The 19,058-nt window shown below is 42.9% G+C and carries 14 protein-coding genes; 5 read left to right on the top strand and 9 right to left on the bottom strand.

Going from position 1 to position 19,058, the window contains the following annotated elements; genetic code table 11:
- Nucleotides 1-8: 8 nt before the first annotated feature.
- The 4 genes from trmD to ffh all read right to left on the bottom strand — a co-directional run bounded on the left by trmD (nt 9) and on the right by ffh (nt 3,274).
- Nucleotides 9-773, bottom strand: coding sequence for a tRNA (guanosine(37)-N1)-methyltransferase TrmD (trmD, locus tag J7384_RS07710; protein WP_209112824.1), 765 nt, complete (start codon nt 771-773; stop codon nt 9-11).
- A gap of 21 nt (nt 774-794) precedes the next feature.
- Nucleotides 795-1,319, bottom strand: coding sequence for a ribosome maturation factor RimM (gene rimM, locus J7384_RS07705; protein WP_209112701.1), 525 nt, complete (start codon nt 1,317-1,319; stop codon nt 795-797).
- A gap of 26 nt (nt 1,320-1,345) precedes the next feature.
- Nucleotides 1,346-1,594: a 30S ribosomal protein S16 gene (gene rpsP, locus J7384_RS07700; protein WP_044835858.1), complete on the bottom strand. Its 249-nt coding sequence runs from the start codon at nt 1,592-1,594 to the stop codon at nt 1,346-1,348.
- Between the two features lie 285 nt (nt 1,595-1,879).
- On the bottom strand, nt 1,880-3,274 hold the full coding sequence (ffh, locus tag J7384_RS07695; RefSeq protein WP_209112699.1) for a signal recognition particle protein: 1,395 nt from the start codon (nt 3,272-3,274) through the stop codon (nt 1,880-1,882).
- Nucleotides 3,275-3,489: 215 nt separating this feature from the next.
- On the opposite strand from ffh, the gene J7384_RS07690 reads away from it, so the two are divergent.
- The 3 genes from J7384_RS07690 to J7384_RS07680 all read left to right on the top strand — a co-directional run bounded on the left by J7384_RS07690 (nt 3,490) and on the right by J7384_RS07680 (nt 6,934).
- Nucleotides 3,490-4,617: an SO_0444 family Cu/Zn efflux transporter gene (locus J7384_RS07690; protein WP_247741682.1), complete on the top strand. Its 1,128-nt coding sequence runs from the start codon at nt 3,490-3,492 to the stop codon at nt 4,615-4,617.
- 158 nt (nt 4,618-4,775) lie between these two features.
- The gene (ccsA, locus tag J7384_RS07685; RefSeq protein ID WP_209112697.1) at nt 4,776-5,576 is read left to right on the top strand and encodes a cytochrome c biogenesis protein CcsA; all 801 of its coding nucleotides are present in this window, start codon (nt 4,776-4,778) and stop codon (nt 5,574-5,576) included.
- Between the two features lie 74 nt (nt 5,577-5,650).
- On the top strand, nt 5,651-6,934 hold the full coding sequence (locus J7384_RS07680; RefSeq protein WP_209112695.1) for an HlyC/CorC family transporter: 1,284 nt from the start codon (nt 5,651-5,653) through the stop codon (nt 6,932-6,934).
- 722 nt (nt 6,935-7,656) lie between these two features.
- On the opposite strand, the gene J7384_RS07675 is transcribed toward J7384_RS07680, so the two are convergent.
- Nucleotides 7,657-8,310: a hypothetical protein gene (locus tag J7384_RS07675; RefSeq protein ID WP_247741681.1), complete on the bottom strand. Its 654-nt coding sequence runs from the start codon at nt 8,308-8,310 to the stop codon at nt 7,657-7,659.
- A 166-nt stretch (nt 8,311-8,476) separates the two neighbouring features.
- Here J7384_RS07675 and J7384_RS07670 point away from each other — a divergent pair, with 166 nt between their 5' ends.
- Entirely contained in the window at nt 8,477-8,833 is a 357-nt protein-coding gene (locus J7384_RS07670; protein WP_209112693.1) for a hypothetical protein, read from the top strand.
- A 157-nt stretch (nt 8,834-8,990) separates the two neighbouring features.
- Here J7384_RS07670 and metH read toward each other — a convergent pair whose 3' ends face one another.
- From metH to recA, 3 genes are all read right to left on the bottom strand, one after another.
- Entirely contained in the window at nt 8,991-12,683 is a 3,693-nt protein-coding gene (gene metH / locus J7384_RS07665) for a methionine synthase (RefSeq protein ID WP_348523853.1), read from the bottom strand.
- Between the two features lies 1 nt (nt 12,684).
- Nucleotides 12,685-13,626, bottom strand: a complete 942-nt coding sequence (metA, locus tag J7384_RS07660) for a homoserine O-succinyltransferase (protein WP_209112689.1) — start codon at nt 13,624-13,626, stop codon at nt 12,685-12,687.
- Between the two features lie 359 nt (nt 13,627-13,985).
- Complete coding sequence (gene recA, locus J7384_RS07655; protein ID WP_209112687.1) at nt 13,986-15,011, bottom strand: recombinase RecA; 1,026 nt, start codon at nt 15,009-15,011, stop codon at nt 13,986-13,988.
- Nucleotides 15,012-15,371: 360 nt separating this feature from the next.
- Here recA and mutS point away from each other — a divergent pair, with 360 nt between their 5' ends.
- The gene (gene mutS, locus J7384_RS07650) at nt 15,372-17,954 is read left to right on the top strand and encodes a DNA mismatch repair protein MutS (RefSeq protein ID WP_209112684.1); all 2,583 of its coding nucleotides are present in this window, start codon (nt 15,372-15,374) and stop codon (nt 17,952-17,954) included.
- Between the two features lie 93 nt (nt 17,955-18,047).
- On the opposite strand, the gene rpoS is transcribed toward mutS, so the two are convergent.
- Nucleotides 18,048-18,962 (bottom strand): RNA polymerase sigma factor RpoS, encoded by a 915-nt coding sequence (gene rpoS / locus J7384_RS07645; RefSeq protein ID WP_209112682.1) that lies wholly within the window; start codon nt 18,960-18,962, stop codon nt 18,048-18,050.
- Between the last annotated feature and the right edge of the window lie 96 nt (nt 18,963-19,058).

Genomic DNA, 19,058 nt, shown 5'->3' with positions numbered 1-19,058 from the left:
CCTTCTTCCTAGGGTTCACAGTCTGCTGCATCACACTCGCCTTTAATTTGGTCAAGCATCTGCTGTTGTTCAGCTGTCAGAGCTAGGTCAGTTAATAATTCAGGTCTTCTGGTCCACGTTCTTTGCAATGACTGAAATTGGCGCCACTGGCGTATTTTTTCGTGATTACCACTTAACAACACTTGCGGTACAGATTTGTCATCCAATACTTCAGGTCTCGTATAGTGGGGACAATCCAATAAGCCGTTAGAGAACGAGTCTTCTTCAGCTGATTGTTGATGTCCAAGCACTCCTGGAATAAAGCGGGCAACCGCGTCAATTACGTTCATCGCCGGTAGTTCACCACCGCTGAGTACGTAATCGCCAACCGACCATTCTTGGTCAACATCTGACTCGATGATCCGTTCATCTATTCCTTCGTAACGCCCTGCAATAAAGATCAGCGCGTCGTGTTGTGCTAATTCACTAACACCGGTTTGGTCCAATTTTCTGCCTTGTGGTGACAAATATATGACCTTAGCGTTTTTGCCCGCCGTTTGTGCCGCAGTTTTTGCTGCACTAATGGCATCGCGCAACGGTTGAACCATCATTAACATGCCCGGACCACCGCCGTAAGGTCGGTCGTCAACGGTGCGATGTTTATCATGGGTAAAGTCTCTTGGATTCCACGTGTGGAAGTCAATTAACCCATTGCGTATCGCTCGGCCTGTCACCCCGTATTGTGTAATGGCATCAAACATTTGTGGAAATAGGCTAATCGCGCCAATCCACATTTTTTTGCTGTCATTCACAAGCTAGAAACCTGGGTCCCAGTCAACATTAATTTGTTTCGTTTGTTTGCAAATCGAGTCGATAACTTGGTCAAAAAGATAAGGAATTAACCGCTCTTTTTTACCAAAACCGTCGTTTCGGTTTGCTTTAACAACCAATACGTCGTTAGCGCCTGTTTCCATAATGTCAGTTACTTCACCAAGGTCGTAACCTTTGGTGGTAACTACTTTCATGCCAATTAAGTCTCGCCAGTAAAATTCACCTTCAGGTAAATCAGGCAAGGTTTGCTCGTCGACTAAAATCTCGGCACTCACTAATGTTTGTGCAAGGTCTCTGTCGTCAATACCAGCAAACTTGGCAATCAAGCCATTGTTGTGTCTGCGCCAATCAGTGACTTGTACTGATTGTTCTTTGCCACCTAATTTTAATGACCAAGGGGCGTAGTCAAAAATTGCTTCAGGAAATTCAGTAAACGAATTTATTTTCAACCAGCCTTTGATACCGTAAACAGCGCCTACTTTACCGAGAATGATTGTTGAATCTGCCACAAAATACTCCTAAAACTACTAAGCAATTAAGCCGCTGCTTGAGCGTCTTTAACTAACTTAGCCACACGATCAGATAAACCAGCACCTTGACCAACCCAGTGGTTGATACGATCTAGGTCTAAACGCAATTTTTCTGCTTGACCTTGTGCTGTAGGGTTGAAGAAACCTACTTTCTCGATGAAACGACCATCGCGAGAGTTACGGCTATCTGCAACAACAACCTGATAGAATGGACGCTTCTTCGCGCCACCACGAGCTAAACGAATGGTAACCATACCGTCCTCTATATATTTAATGTTAAACGAATTTTCCAGACACTTTCTGACTAACCAATATCTCAGGCAGACAGAAAAGCTCGCGTATTCTACGCTTTTCCAGTAAAAATGCAAGGAGATAATTGGTTTACGGCGTAAAGCAATTACTTAGTACTCAGGAAGGAGAAACAAAAGCGAAAAGTAAGCGCTGAAAATAAAAAGTGAGGAATAAAACGCTAAAACGAAAAAGCTGCCAGCTCCATTTGTAGCTGACAGCTTTCTTGTGAACAATTAAACGATAAGCGCTTATCGGCCAAACATACCGCCGCCGAATCCGCCGCCACCGCCCATGCCCGGTGGTAACATGCCTTTCATGCCACGCATCATCTTCTGCATGCCACCTTTACCCGACATTTTCTTCATCATTTTCTGCATCTGGGTAAACTGTTTAATCAGTTTATTGACATCTTGAATTTGCGTGCCAGAACCAGCCGCTATACGGCGCTTACGCGAACCTTTAATAATTTCGGGACGCTGACGTTCAGCAGGTGTCATCGAGTTAATAATGGCTTCCATTCTAACCGTGAGCTTGTCGTCCATTTGGCCTTTGATTTGATCCGACATATTACCCATGCCCGGCAACTTGTCGATTAAGCCCATCATGCCACCCATGTTTTTCATTTGTACTAACTGCTCTCGAAAGTCTTCTAAATCAAAGCTTTTGCCCGACTTTACTTTATTGGCGAATTTAGCAGCCTTTTCTTTATCAACTTTTTGTTCGACTTCTTCAATAAGCGATAAGACATCACCCATGCCGAGAATACGCGACGCAACGCGATCGGGATGGAAGGCTTCGAGGGCGTCAGTTTTTTCACCAACACCCAAGAATTTAATGGGTTTACCGGTAATATGACGAATTGAAAGTGCAGCACCACCACGGGCGTCACCGTCAGTTTTAGTTAAGATCACCCCTGTTAGCGGCAACGCGTCATTAAACGCTTTCGCGGTATTGGCGGCATCTTGACCTGTCATAGCATCAACGGTAAACAGGGTTTCAACTGGCTTAATCGCAGCGTGTAGCTGTTTAATTTCGTCCATCATGCTGTCGTCAACGTGCAAACGACCTGCGGTATCGACAATCAAAACATCGAAAAATTGCTTTTTAGCGTGATCAATCGCGCCGTTAACAATATCAATTGGCTTTTGCTTAATGTCACTTGGGAAGAACTCAACGTTAACTTCTTGGGCTAAGGTCTCAAGTTGTTTGATCGCTGCTGGGCGGTATACGTCAGCACTTACGACTAAGACTTTTTTCTTTTCACGAGTGGTTAAAAACTTACTCAGTTTCGCGACCGAGGTTGTTTTACCCGCACCTTGTAAACCCGCCATCAAAATAACGGCTGGTGGCGCAGCTTTTAAATTTAAGCCTTCGTTAACCTCACCCATTGCCGATTCGAGTTCTGTTTGAACAATTTTGACAAAGACTTGGCCAGGGGTAAGGCTTTTGGAAACGTCTTGACCAACCGCGCGTTCTTTAACTTTGCTGATAAACTCGCGAACAACAGGTAAAGCAACATCGGCTTCTAAAAGTGCCATCCGCACTTCACGCAACGTATCTTTTATATTGTCTTCGGTTAAGCGGCCACGACCACTAATATTCTTTAACGTTTTGGTTAAACGATCAGATAAATTTTCAAACATAAATTACTCAAAAGGATATGTGCCAACTCTTTGGCTTTCTAAGCAGGAAATAGTCTGTTTTAATCCCGCTATTATACTGTTCGATATAAAATATGCGAGCGGATAAAACTTAATCAAGGCTTTTAGCACACTGGATCAACAAAAAACGCTGTTTTTGTGATACTCTGCGATTATCTTCGCGCATTTTTGCCGCCCAATAGTGTGGAAAAGTTGTTTTGGATTACGTCTACCTCTTTATTCAAAATTTAGTCACCTTAACCAACGAAGCGAGTCCTTGGCTTTTACTCGGTTTATTAATCGCGGGCTTGATGAAAGTATGGCTGCCGAGCCAGCTCATGAGTAAACACTTGGGGCAAGGCAAATTAGCCATAGTAAAAGCAGCGTTAATTGGCGCGCCACTGCCACTTTGTTCATGCGGCGTTATCCCGGTTGCCACCGAATTAAGACGCAGCGGCGCTTCGGCTCCAGCAACATCTTCATTTTTAGTGGCAACACCTGAAACAGGGGTCGATTCAGTTTCTGTATCATATGCACTGCTTGGTCCACTATTTGCGATTTATCGGCCAATAGCCGCGATAAGCTCGGCAATACTAACAGGTCTATTAGTGACAACAGCCAAAGTACAAACTACTAAAACTCAAACCACTAAAACACAAACAGCAAACGCTTCTTCTGCGGCTAAATCGAGCTGCTGTTCAAGTACACAGACAAAGGCAGAGCAAACTAAACCAGCGGCAAAAACCAGTTGTTGTGGAACTAAGCACAATAGCCCAACGGTAAAGACATCGTCTGTTTTTGAAAAAACTCGCCAAGGCGTGCATTACGCTGCAACTAAGCTTGTCGACGATATTATCTTATGGCTTAGTATTGGTTTGTTGTTTGCCACCATAGTGAGAACCTTTATTCCCGAAAGCTTGCTGTTAAGCTACGGCAGCGGCTTACCGGCAATGCTACTGATGATTGCGATATCAATTCCTATGTATATTTGCGCCACTGCCTCAACCCCGATTGCCGCAGGTTTTATTTTAGCCGGTATTTCACCCGGGACTGCCCTAGTCTTTATGATGGCCGGACCTGCGACTAATATCTCAACCCTTGGTGTGATAAAAACTGAAATGGGCGCAGCAGTATTGTTCAGGTACTTAGTGGGTGTTGGCTTAAGTGCAATAGGTTTTGGCTTGTTACTCGATTACTTAGTCACTTTATTCGCTATTAATATTGGCGAACAAATGCAGCACAGCCATGCCTTGTTGCCCAGTAGTTTTAATCATGCGTGCAGCACACTATTGGTCTTTTTATCGATTAAACCTTTGCGCAGTAAACTTTTTAACTCAGTTTTTTAAGTCAACTATTAACACTTTATTAGTCGATTTGATAAGATGCGCTAAGAATAAATAGATAATATTAATACTCATTAACATTAAACAGATTCAATCATGTGCAATATGTTGATGGATATCGTCTAAACCTTGCTTTGAAATTAGTCTTAGTTGGAGCTTCAGTGGAACTTACGACACTTAGTTCAGTCCTTGCCGTTATCGGCTACACGCTTGCAACCCTTGCCGTGGTTTTGCGTTTATTTCATCCAAAAGGGCCTAACCTTATCTTAATTTTGTCGCTTGCCTGTGCCGCCATTGTTGGTCACAGCATGCAAGTTTCTGGCTTTTTATTAAATAGCCAAGCGGTAAACTTTAATTTGCCTAATGTCGTTTCGTTAGTCAGCTTACTCATTACCATGCTAATTACCTTGACTGCGTTAAAGTACAAGGTCAACTTGCTACTGCCGGTTTCCTATGGCTTTGCTGCCGTTTGGCAATTAGTTGTGCTTGTCATTCCTCCGATAGACACTATTAGTTTATCGGCAGATACCTTAGCCCTAGTTAGCCATATCACCGTGGCATTGATTGCCTATTGCGTGCTAGTTATTGCGACTTTATACGCCTTTCAAGTGACCTACATCAACTTGAAATTGAAATCAAAGAACTTGGCTGCCGTTAATCACTTGCCACCGTTAATGCAGGTAGAAAACCAGCTATTTATCATTTTAGCGCTGGGCACCATTTGTTTGCTGGCGAGCCAAGTGACCGGATTACTGTTTTTAGATAACTTTTTTGCCAAAGCTCAGCTGCACAAAACCGTATTGTCACTATCTGCATTAGTCGTCTATGGCGCAATTTTATGGGGTCACTACAGCCAAGGCTGGCGCGGCCATCGAGTGTTAGTATTAACGCTAATTGGTACCGGTTTACTCACTTTGTCGTATTTTGGCAGCAGATTCGTAAAAGAGTTTCTCTTATCCTAATTTTTCAGGTATAAAGGTTTGGTATGTTTGTTAGTTCAAACATACCTTTTGTTAGGCAACATAGGATCCCCTGATTGGACGCTATCTCCACTAGTATGCTTTTTGTGATATTGGGCATACTCATTCTTATTTCAGCTTATTTCTCAAGCTCTGAAACCGGTATGATGTCATTAAACAGGTATCGGTTACGTCATTTAGAAAAACAAAACCACAAAGGTGCTAAGCGCGTCAGTAAGTTGTTAGATAAACCAGATCGACTGATAGGTCTTATTCTTATCGGCAACAACTTAGTTAATGTCTTTGCATCACTGGTATCAGGTGTAATCTTTGCAAGGTTTTTCGGTGACGCAGGTATTTTCTACGCAGGTTTAGTATTAACTTTGGTTATACTTATTTTTGCCGAAGTAACTCCTAAAACATTAGCTGCGCTTTACCCGGAAAAAGTCGCATTCCCCAGTTCAATCATATTAACGATATTGCTAAAAGTGTTATTTCCGTTTGTTGTTGCGGTTAATTGGATTACCAATGGTTTCCTCGCGATGTTGGGGATTAGTCCAGAGCAACGCGAACAGCACAGCTTAAGCTCTGAAGAACTCCGAACTGTGGTCAACGAATCAAGCGCGCTATTGCCTGAGCGCGACCAAAATATGCTAGTTGGTGTGCTCGATTTAGAAAAGGTAACCGTCGAAGATATTATGATCCCGCGCAACGAGCTTGTCGGCATCGATATCAATGACGACTGGAAAAAAATTCAAAAGCAACTAACGCTATCCAATCACACCCGAGTACTGTTATACCGCGACAATATTGACGATGTTGTTGGTTATGTTCACGTTCGTGATGCCTTGAAACTACTGTCAAAAAATCAGTTCACTAAAGCAACTCTACTAAGAGCGGTGCGCGAGCTTTACTTTATTCCAGAAGGAACACCACTCAACGTACAGCTGTTGAAGTTTCAGCACGCCAAAGAACGATTGGGCTTAGTTGTTGATGAATACGGCGATATTCAAGGCTTAGTGACGCTCGAAGATATCCTTGAAGAAATCGTTGGCGACTTCACCACAACAGCGACACCTGCAACCAGTGATGAAGTGCACTTGCAACCAGACGGTACCTATTTAATTGATGGTAGCGCCAGTATTCGCGACATCAACAAAGAAATGTCTTGGCAGCTACCCACCGACGGCCCTAAAACTCTGAGTGGCTTGATCGTTGAGATTTTAGAAGATATCCCGCAAGAAAAAATGAGTTTGCGGATCGCTGGCTATCCCGTTGAGATCGTCGACACCAGCGATAACACGATCAAAACCGTCAGGATCTTGCCCGATTACTTCCAAGCAGTACAAAGCGAAGAGTAAGCTCTCAAGTCAAATCGACAGACAATTGCAAAACTGCAATTGTTAACGCCTGAAAAATAGCAAGTTATTAACCGAGTTTTTAACAAATAACTTGCTTTTCTCAACTTGTATCGAAAACCATCATTTTGTGGATAATTTAAAAACAACGCAAAGTTAATCACAAAGTTATTCACAGGCAAGATCTAGATATTCAACTTTCCACATTTTCTGTGGATAACAGATGCAGAGCCAGTAAACGCTGGGCTTGAGGATTTTCAATAATTTTCTTTAAAAAATTTCAGTTTTTTTACGGTTTTTTTACGGTACCAATAAATACGGGCACTAGCGCGAGGTTGAATAAATTTCAATCAAATTTGGCAAGAAATATGCTCTAAAAATCAAGCCTAGATCAAAAGAAAAAGATCTCATACTTGGGCTGCGAGATAATTGCTTGATATTCGATCACAAAGATAGGATCGTTGATTATTTTAACGAAAATTGTTCACTTATTAACAAGCTCGACAAAATAGACAATAACCTTGATAACAAAGCTCACCTTTAGTCCTCATGAATAGATCTGAAATCCATTTACAATAATTTAACGTGGGCTTGATGTCACAATAAGTACTTACCATCAATTGCTGGTGACAAGTCGATGAGGATAGAAATTAACTGAGTGATTGAGCGCGATTTAACAGGTCGCGCTACCATGTAATCTATCGTATTGAGTTTTAGTTAATAGACTAACCAAAGAATAGTCGCCATAACCAACTCTTGTTGAGATCAGCTTCACAGCTCTTTAACTGACTGCTGTATCGACGAGCACGGTTATCGACTTTACGGGCAACCTTAACCAACCAGCCTTTGTTCTTGTAGCTTTTGCGTTTAAAACCACCCCAACCTTCGTGATAGTTCAAATATTGGTTGTAGGCATCCCATTTAGAGACTTTATTGATTTTCTGGGTTTTGTAAATGAACCAGCCCATAAAATCGATAGCATCGTCAAAATCATCGCGATCAGCGCCTGAATTGCCGGTTTCTCGAATATAATCTTTCCACGTTAAGGTTTTGGCTTGCGAGTAACCATAAGCACTACTTACTCGCCCCCATGGAATAAAACCGAGTAGATAATCACGCGGTGGCTTGGCGTTGTGACGAAATGAGCTTTCTTGATACATCATGCTCATTGGCACATGAATAGGTACTCCCCAGCGCTCTCGAGCGTCCTTTGCGGCAAAATACCAATCGCGATTTTCGCGAAATATTTCACATAAATTTTCTGGGTTTTTCGGTGGTGGCGTCGCACAACTGGACAAAGTGACTGTCGCCAATAATGCTAGCGCTGAAGTACTTAGTTTAGACATCACATACAAGTTATTGATTAATGTGCTGTTCATAATGCCAGAATTGCTTAGCCAAGCGCAAAGACAATTTTAATTTACTCAGCAAACCTAACACGTTAGCAACAATGTCATGACAATACCGATACAAAACACTAAAACTTGACCGCTTGAAATCACTGATAATCAATATTAATTTTATAGCCGTCAGGAAGATACTCCCGTGAACATCAACACCACAGCCGAAAGCTCAACATTTCGGATTACACCAACCCCCAATCAACAAACAACGCAAAGTACCGCGGTTAACCCAAGTTCAGACAAAAGCAAAGTTTCAGAAAATCAGACGGAAGTAAGTACTAGAACAGGGCCAAGTAGCCGAGTCGATCTCTCTGAAGCGGCAAGACAAAAGCAAGCGCAAGAACAACAGATAAACACCAGTGTTGGTAACGACAAAAAAAACAATAGTTTAGTCAGTCAGATTCAAGAAAAAATCAAAGAGCTAAAAGAAAAAATTGCCGAAAAAAAAGCTCAAATAGAACGGTTAAAAAAACAACAACAACCTAAGCGAACAAGTTAAAAAACAAAGGCTAGAAAAATTAACTGGTGAACTCGCTCAGCTCACCAGCTCATTAAGCGACGCCAATGCCAACTTGTTAAAAGCCCAACAAAGCTCACAACAAGCAGCAAAACCTAGTACTAATCGAGGTTAGTTTAATTGACGAGACTGTGATCCTTTATTCAGGATCATAGTCTAAATTAGGCGCCAACCAGCGCTCTGCTTGCTCCAAAGTAAACCCTTTGCGCTGAGCATAGTCGAGCACTTGGTCTTTATTGATTTTGGCAACGGCAAAGTACTTGCTGTCAGGATGCGCAAAATACCAACCACTAACCGCAGCTGTTGGTGTCATCGCATAGCTAGAAGTTAGCTCCATACCAATATTGTTCTCAACGTCGAGTAACTGCCACAACAAACCTTTTTCAGTGTGCTCAGGACAGGCTGGATAACCCGGTGCAGGACGAATACCTTGGTATTTTTCGCGAATTAAATCGTCATTAGCGAGATCTTCATCTGCCGCATAACCCCAGTATTCTTTGCGAACCGTCTCATGCAAGTATTCGGCAGCCGCCTCAGCTAAGCGATCGGCAACCGCTTTTAGCAAAATACTATTGTAAGTGTCATTTTCCGCATCGTACTGTGCGGCAATCTCATCTGCGCCGAAGCCCGCAGAAACGGCAAATGCGCCGAGATAATCGTTAATACCACTACCTTGTTCGGCAACGTAATCCGACAAACAACGATTATACTGGCCTTCTGGCTTTTTACCTTGCTGGCGCAGCTGATGTAAACGCATTAACTCGTTTGCTCGATTATCATCGGTAAACAATTGAATATCGTCGTCAACACGCCCTGCAGGGAACAAGCCGATAACCGCTTTAGCAGTCAACTTGTCATTGGCAATTAAATCATCGAGCATGGCATTAGCATCATTGAATAGCTTAGTCGCTTCTTCACCAACCACTTCGTGTTTTAAAATTAACGGGTATTTACCCGATAACTGCCAAGTCATAAAAAACGGTGTCCAATCGATATACTTGCGGACAACATTTAAATCGAGCTTGTCTAAAACCGTAACACCTAACTTATTCGGTGTCTTAGGCGTATAATTGTCAAAGCGAATCGGCACTTGGTTGGCTCGTGCCTGCTCAATAGGAATAAGGGTTGATCTTGGCCCTTTATTTAAATGACGTTCCCGAACTCGCTGATATTCTTGTGTTTGGCGCTCCATAAAAGCTGGACACAATTCATCAGATAATAAGTTACTGACGACAGAAACAGAACGCGAAGCATTGGGCACATAAACAACAGGATGTTGATATTGTGGCTCTATTTTTACTGCGGTATGGGCTTTAGACGTAGTCGCGCCGCCAATTAACAGTGGTAGCTCAAAACCTTGACGTTGCATCTCTTTAGCAACGTGGACCATCTCATCAAGTGATGGCGTAATTAAACCAGACAAGCCGATAACATCGACGTTTTCTTCACGAGCAACTTGCAAAATTTTCTCGCTGGGTACCATCACACCCAAATCGACAATTTCATAGTTATTACACTGCAAAACAACGCCAACAATATTTTTGCCGATATCGTGCACGTCGCCTTTTACTGTCGCCAATAACACCTTACCGTTTGAACTTGCCTCAGTTTTTTCCGCTTCAATAAAGGGTTGCAAGTGAGCAACCGCTTGTTTCATCACTCGGGCCGATTTCACCACTTGCGGTAAGAACATTTCACCAGCACCAAACAAGTCGCCAACAATGTTCATGCCGTCCATTAACGGCCCCTCAATGACATCAAGCGGTCTAGTCGCGGCTAAACGAGCGGCTTCAGTATCTTCAACGATAAATTCGTTAATGCCCTTGACTAAGGCGTGAGCTAAGCGTTCGTTAACAGGCAGTTCACGCCATGCTAAATCGGCTTTGTTGTCTTTAACGCCAGCTTGACCGCGATATTCTTCGGCAATGTCAAGCAAACGCTCAGTAGCACCGTCATCGGTGTTTTGAATTACATCTTCGACTGCAACTCTAAGTTTTTCAGGAATATCTGAATAAATCGCGAGCTGACCAGCATTGACGATCCCCATATCCATGCCGTTTTTAATCGCATGGTATAAAAACACCGCGTGAATCGCTTCACGCACAGGGTTGTTACCGCGAAACGAAAACGAAACGTTAGAAACACCGCCAGATATCATGGCATAAGGTAAGTTTTGCTTGATATCAGCAACCGCCTCGATAAAGTCGACGGCGTAGTTATTGTGCTCATCAATACCAGTGGCAACCGCGAAAATATTGGGGTCAAAAATAATGTCTTCCGGCGGAAAGCCAATTTCATCAACCAAAATGTGATAAGCGCGCTGACAAATCTCAAACTTGCGCGCTCTGGTATCGGCTTGGCCAACCTCGTCAAAAGCCATAACAATTACCGCAGCGCCATAGCGGCGCAATAACTCGGCTTGCTCGCGGAAAATTGCTTCGCCTTCTTTCAAGCTAATCGAGTTAACAATACCCTTACCTTGAATACACTTGAGGCCCGCTTCCAAAATATCCCATTTTGACGAGTCGATCATCACAGGTACTTTGGCAATATCAGGTTCACCAGCAATCAAGTTCAAAAAGCGAATCATGGCATTTTTTGAATCCAACATGCCTTCATCCATGTTGATATCAATAATTTGTGCGCCGTTTTCCACCTGTTGCAAAGCAACAGAAATCGCTTCGTCGTAATTCTCTTCTTTAATCAGTCGTTTAAAAATCGCAGAGCCAGTGACATTGGTGCGCTCACCAACGTTAACAAAAAGCGTATCGTCTTGAATATTTAAGGCCTCTAAACCCGACAAACGGCAAGCTATCGGGCGCGGCTCAATGTTACGCGGTTTAATCTTGGCAACGGTTTCAGCCATACCTCGAATATGCGCAGGCGTGGTACCACAGCAACCACCAATAATATTTAGGAAACCAGACTCAGACCACTCTTGAACATGGCTATTCATATCTTCAACGGTAAAGTCGTACTCACCAAAGGCATTTGGCAAACCGGCATTTGGATGGGCAGATACTGCAAAGTCTGAAATTCGACTCATTTCTTCAACGTATTGACGCAGTTCAACTGGGCCAAGGGCACAGTTTAAACCCATTGCTATCGGCTTGGCATGGCGCAAAGCATTGTAAAAAGCTTCAGTGGTTTGCCCCGATAACGTGCGGCCGGAGGCATCTGTAATCGTTCCCGAAATCATCACAGGTAGACGCATGCCAACTTGTTCAAAGGCCTGTTCAACCGCAAAAATCGCCGCTTTTGCGTTTAGCGTATCAAAGATGGTTTCTATTAGAATAATATCTGAGCCACCTTCAATAAGCGCTATGGTTGACTCCAAATAGGCATCTTTAAGTTGATCAAAATTGATATTGCGATAGGCAGGATCATTAACGTCTGGTGAGATTGAACAAGTGCGGTTAGTTGGCCCTAACACACCGGCAACAAATCTGGGTTTATCTGGCGTTTGTTGGTTGTATTCATCCGCCACTTGTCGTGCTAATTGCGCAGCGACTAAGTTGATTTCAGCACTTAACGCTTCCATGTCATAGTCTGCCATGGCAATTGTGGTCGCGTTAAAGGTATTGGTTTCTAAAATATCAGCGCCTGCTGCCAAGTACTGACGGTGAATATCTTTAATAACCTCTGGCTGCGTTAACACTAATAAATCGTTGTTGCCTTTTACATCACAATGCCAATCGGCAAAACGCTGACCGCGGTAATCACCCTCTTCAAATTTGTATTCTTGAATCATGGTGCCCATGGCACCATCCAAAATCAAAATGCGCTCTGCCAACTGCTCACTTAATAAGGCATAAGAAGACGACTGCTGCACGTTATTCTCCTGTGATCGATGTCTGAATGTTTTCAGCATCTAATTGATAAGGGGTAATTTGGTAAACATAGTAGTTAATCCAATTATTAAATAATAGATTACCATGACCGCGCCAACTACTAATTGGTCGATTATCAGGATTGTTTTCTGGGAAATAGTTTACCGGAACCGGCGGTGTCTCACCTGAGTTTACGTCTCGCTGATACTCATCTGCCAAGGTATTAGGGTCGTATTCAGGATGACCGGTAACATACACTTGTCGCTTATCTTCACTCGCCACTAAATAAACGCCTGCCTGTTCTGATTCGGCAAGAATATTGAGGTTATCAACTGATTGATAGTCTTTTTTACTAACTTCACCATAACGCGAATGCGGTGCCCAGAAGTTATCGTCGAACCCTCGCGTTAAGCGCTCCAATGGCTGCTGAATTTGATGCTTGTATACACCCGATAGCTTTTGCTCTTTGATTGAACGCTTTAAACCATAGTGATAGTAAAGTGCGGCATGGGCAGCCCAACACAAGTACATAGTTGAAACCACATTGTTTTGTGCCCAAGCAAAGACCTCACAAATTTTATCCCAATAACTGACTTCTTCGTAGTCGATTAAGCCCAAAGGTGCGCCAGTAATAATCAAGCCGTCGTATTGCTTGTCTTTAACATCATCAAATAAACGGTAAAAAGCATTTAAGTGAGAACTTGGCGTGTTTTTCGACGGGTTGGCATGAATGCGAACCAAATCAATATTAATTTGCAGCGGCGTATTAGACAGCATCCGGAGAATCTGTACTTCCGTTTCAATTTTATTCGGCATTAGGTTGAGGATAGCCACTTCCATAGGACGAATATCTTGATTAACCGCACGATGCTCAGACATCACGAAGATATTCTCATCACCTAAAATAGAAAGCGCAGGTAATTGGTCAGGAATTTTAATGGGCATAAGACACCTAAATGGCACAGATAAAAATAGCTAGGCTAAATTTGCCTTGGTTTTTTAGCTATGTCAACATCTAAACGTATAGACGTCTAAATAATTTAGTATAGCTTATATAACTTAGCTTTTTACCAGCGGAGCTGCATTCTTATTAAAGAGAAGTTGGTATTAGTTACTAGCAACGAGTATTAAGATAAAAGTTAATGCCATATAGGTATTGAGTGAGTTAAACATTATTTCTAAGCGCAATTCATGAACATTTTACTTAGGCATAAAAAAACCACTGCAAGCAGCGGTTTTTCTCCGTTGTAATAGCAAGTTTAATTGGCTTGCGATATTACAAAAATAGATATTATCGGTGTCAATTACTCTGCAGCTTCTTCGGCTGTTTCATCAACAACTTTGTTACTTAAAAACTGTGCTCTAAGCTTACCATCAATATCTTTGGCTACTTCAGGGTTATTTTTCAAGTAATCAACTGCTTTTGCCTTACCTTGACCAATGCGATCACCATTGTAGCTGTACCAAGCACCCGCTTTTTCAACAAGCTTGTTTTGTACACCTAAGTCAATTAACTCGCCTAGGCTGTTAATACCTTCACCATATAAAATTTGGAACTCTACTTGTTTAAACGGCGGTGCAATTTTGTTTTTAACCACTTTAACACGGGTTTCATTACCGACGATTTCATCGCCACTCTTAACCGCACCAATACGGCGAATATCAAGGCGAACTGACGCGTAAAACTTCAAGGCGTTACCACCAGTCGTGGTTTCTGGGTTACCAAACATAACACCAATCTTCATACGAATTTGGTTGATGAAAATCATCATAGTATTAGATTGTTTTAAGTTAGCAGTAAGCTTACGCATTGCTTGAGAAAGCATACGCGCTTGTAGACCCATGTGAGAGTCACCCATTTCACCTTCAATTTCTGCTTTTGGCGTTAGTGCTGCCACTGAGTCAACCACAATAACGTCAATCGCGCCAGAGCGTGTCAACATGTCACAAATTTCCAACGCTTGTTCACCGGTGTCGGGTTGTGACACTAATAGGTCGTTAATGTTAACGCCCAGCTTTTCCGCGTAAATAGGATCAAGCGCGTGCTCAGCATCAACGAAAGCACATGTTTTGCCATTGCGCTGTGCTTCTGCAATCACTTCAAGAGTTAACGTTGTTTTACCACTTGATTCCGGACCGTAAATTTCAACAACACGACCCATTGGTAAGCCACCAGCACCTAGTGCAATATCTAAGCCCAATGAACCCGTTGAAATAGTTTCAACGTCCATGCTTCGGTTTTCACCAAGCTTCATGATTGAGCCTTTACCAAATTGGCGTTCGATTTGACTGAGTGCCGCTGATAGTGCTTTTTCTTTATCTTGATCCATTGATTGCTCCAGATATCGTAGATCTTGATTAAATTCGCTGGCCTGTTATGAAATCTATTTCAGAAGTCTCATAACAATAAAGGCAAACGCGAATTTAATTAAACAAGTTAATATTCAGTAATTGAGCAACAGTATACTGTACAGCCGTACAGTATCAAGTATTTTCTCATTAAATATCCATTAAAAAGCATAACCAATTGTTTGTTATATATTTTTATTCGACCAACAAAATCAATAGGCAAGCTTTTTCAGTTTTATACAGTAATCTTTCAGTAAAAATTAACAAGAGCATCACTATGGCGCTTATGGCATAATTCGCAGTCATTATTTATCTCGATTAGCACAATTTTCACGATCTCTATGACTAGTAAGACAGCCCAAGACTTTTCAAACCATACGCCAATGATGCGCCAGTACCTGACCATTAAGGCCGAATTTCCCAATATTCTGGTGTTTTACCGAATGGGAGATTTTTACGAATTGTTCTTTGACGACGCCAAACGAGCGGCAGACTTACTCGATATTTCATTAACCGCAAGAGGTAAAAGTGGCGGCAATGCCATTCCAATGGCTGGAGTCCCCTATCACGCCGTTGAATCATATCTTTCAAAACTAGTGCAACTGGGCGAGTCGGTTGCCATTTGTGAGCAAGTTGGCGACCCAGCGACTAGCAAAGGCCCGGTTGAACGCAAAGTAGTTAAAATTGTCACACCCGGTACCGTTAGTGATGAAGCGCTATTAACCGATAGACAAGACAATTTAATTGTCGCAATTGTCGAATCCAACAAAAAACAAAACCAGCAATTTGGTTTGGCGTACCTCGATATGACCAGTGGCCGTTTTGTCATTACTGAGCCAAGTACCATTGAACAGCTACAAGCTGAATTACAACGCTTAAGCCCTGCCGAGTTACTCTACCCTGAGAGTTTTTCCACTGCAGGTGTTGTTGAACAATACAAGGGCCTGCGCCGCCGTCCAGATTGGGAATTTGATTTAGAAACCGCCTATAGCTTGCTCAGCAAACAATTTGACACCAAAGATTTATCTGGCTTCGGCGTACAAGAAAAAACATTAGGCGTTTCCGCCGCGGGATGTTTATTTCAATATGTAAAAGACAGCCAGCGCACCGCCTTACCCCATATTCGCTCAATTATTAGCGAATCAGCTGTACAAGGTGTGATTTTAGATGCGGCTACTCGCAGAAATTTAGAACTCACGCAAAACCTACAGGGCAATCACGAAAACACGCTAGCCTCTATTCTTGATCAAACCTCAACACCAATGGGTTCAAGATTATTAAAACGCTGGTTGCACTTTCCGCTGCGAGATATTGCGACATTAACAGCTCGACAGAATGTGATTAGCGAGCTCTTAGACCAAGAACTTTATCCAGAGCTGAGCGATAATTTAAAGCCAATAGGCGATGTTGAGCGCATAGTTGCTCGTATTGCCCTGCGCTCGGCAAGACCACGAGACTTTGCTCGGCTGCGCAATGCCTTGCAACAGCTGCCAGCATTACAACAATTACTTAGCGACAATAACAGCGCAGAGCTTATGGCATTGGCACAAAAGTGTCAGCCACTTACAGAAATCCAAACCCTGCTCGAACGTGCGATTATCGAAAACCCGCCGGTATTGATTCGAGACGGTGGTGTTATCGCACCGGGCTATCACGCAGAGCTCGATCACTTGCGCGATTTAACTGACGGTGCCACCGAATTTTTAACGGAAATTGAACAAAGGGAAAAAGCCCGTACGGGTATCCAAACGTTAAAAGTAGGCTACAACAAGGTCCACGGTTTTTACATTGAGATTAGCCGAGCCTCTTCACATCAGGTACCTGCAGAGTACATTCGTCGACAAACCCTGAAAAACAACGAACGCTTTATTACCGAAGAATTAAAACAGCACGAGGAAACTGTACTGGGCGCGCAAAGCAAGTTTTTAGCACTTGAAAAACGTCTTTACGATCAGCTGTTTGACCAAATACTGCCAGAGTTAGCCAAACTACAAGCGCTTGCCGAAACCCTTGCCGAACTCGATGTGCTCAATAACTTTGCCGAACGTGCCGACAGCTTAAACTATGTCAAACCCGAGCTGATAAACGAGAGTGGGATAAACATTGAAGCAGGTCGTCACCCAGTGGTTGAACAAATGACTACAGAAGCCTTTATTGCCAACCCTGTTGCTCTCAACCAACAGCGTAAGATGCTGATTATCACTGGCCCCAATATGGGCGGTAAATCAACTTATATGCGCCAAACAGCATTGATTGTTTTACTCGCTCATATCGGTTGTTACGTACCGGCAAGCGCGGCAAAAATTGGTTTGGTCGACAGAATTTTCACCCGTATCGGCGCTTCCGACGATCTCGCCAGCGGCCGCTCAACCTTTATGGTAGAAATGACTGAAACCGCCAATATTTTACACAACGCCACCGACAAAAGTTTGGTTTTACTCGACGAGATTGGCCGCGGTACCAGTACCTATGACGGCTTGTCGCTCGCTTGGGCCTGCGCCGAAATGTTAGCGATGCAAACCAAGGCATTTACTTTATTCGCCAGTCACTACTTTGAACTGACGCTACTCGCCGAACAAATAGAGCAGCTTGCCAATGTGCATTTAGATGCTGTTGAGCACGACGATAACATTATTTTTATGCACGCAGTGCAAGAGGGTGCCGCCAGTAAGAGTTTCGGCTTACAAGTAGCGCAACTTGCCGGTGTGCCAAAAGCAGTGATTGCCCGCGCCAAGCAACGCTTATCTGAGCTGGAAACGCAACAAGCACCGAGTAATATCAGTGACCAACCGGATTTGTTTCAACAACTACCGCTAATCGATCAAACGCACCCAGTAGTCGAACAATTATCGACTACGGACATTGACGATTTGAGTCCAAAACAAGCACTCGACTTACTGTATCAACTAAAAGAAAAATTATAGAGCAGACACTAAAAAGCTATCAGATTTAGTGAACTAATACTGGAATTAACACTAAAACTGATAGCTAAATATTTATATAGTAGCTTTATCGGATTATTGAAAAATTGCTTCTATCGACAGGTTTTGTTTACGTAAAATATCTCTTAAACGTTTGAGTGCTTCAACTTGAATTTGACGAACGCGTTCACGAGTTAAGCCAATTTCGGTGCCGACGTTTTCCAATGTAGCAGCCTCGTAACCAAGCAAGCCAAAACGCCTTGCCAATACTTCTCGCTGCTTAGGGTTGAGCTCATTTAACCAATCGACAATATTGTTTTTCATATCGTCGTTTTGCAGGTTATTCTCTGGGCCCTGGCTTTTTTCATCGGCAATCACATCCAGTAGTGCTTTGTCAGAATCCCCTGAAAATGGTCCATCAACTGACGTAATACGCTCATTGAGCTTGAGCATTTTGCTAACATCGCCAATTGGGCAATCTAATTCGTTGGCAATATCTTCTGCCGTTGGTTCGTGGTCAAGTTTTTGTACTAGCTCGCGAGCAGTACGCAAATAGGTATTGAGCTCTTTAACAACATGAATCGGTAATCGAATAGTGCGGGTTTGGTTCATGATCGCCCGCTCAATCGTTTGTCTGATCCACCAAGTGGCGTAGGTCGAGAAACGGAAGCCGCGTTCGGGATCAAACTTTTCAACCGCGCGGATCAAGCCCAAATTGCCTTCTTCAATCAGGTCTAATAACGGTAAACCACGGTTGTTGTATCGACGGGCGATTTTGACGACAAGGCGAAGGTTGCTTTCAATCATTCGCTTGCGTGCGGCTTGGTCACCTTTTAAGGCGAGTCGTGAAAAGTGCACTTCTTCTTCGGCACTGAGTAGTGGTGAGAAACCAATTTCGCTTAAATAAATTTGAGTTGCATCTAAGTTTGAGGCAGTTTCCTCGGCAACTTTAGTCTCCTGTAATTCGGCGTTATCTAGAACAATATCATTGAGTGTTTTTTCTATGTTCATATCAGCTCTCCCGCTAGCGCTAATCTGGTACTACATTAAACTTCCACATTTACTCCATTTTTTTCTTATAATTTTGTTACGACTAATGTTGATACT

The organism is Endozoicomonas sp. G2_1 (assembly GCF_017744155.1).
Taxonomy (GTDB): Bacteria; Pseudomonadota; Gammaproteobacteria; order Enterobacterales; family Alteromonadaceae; genus JAGHQT01.
Note: the sequence above shows the minus strand (reverse complement) of the source record. Positions and strands in the feature narration are given on the sequence as shown.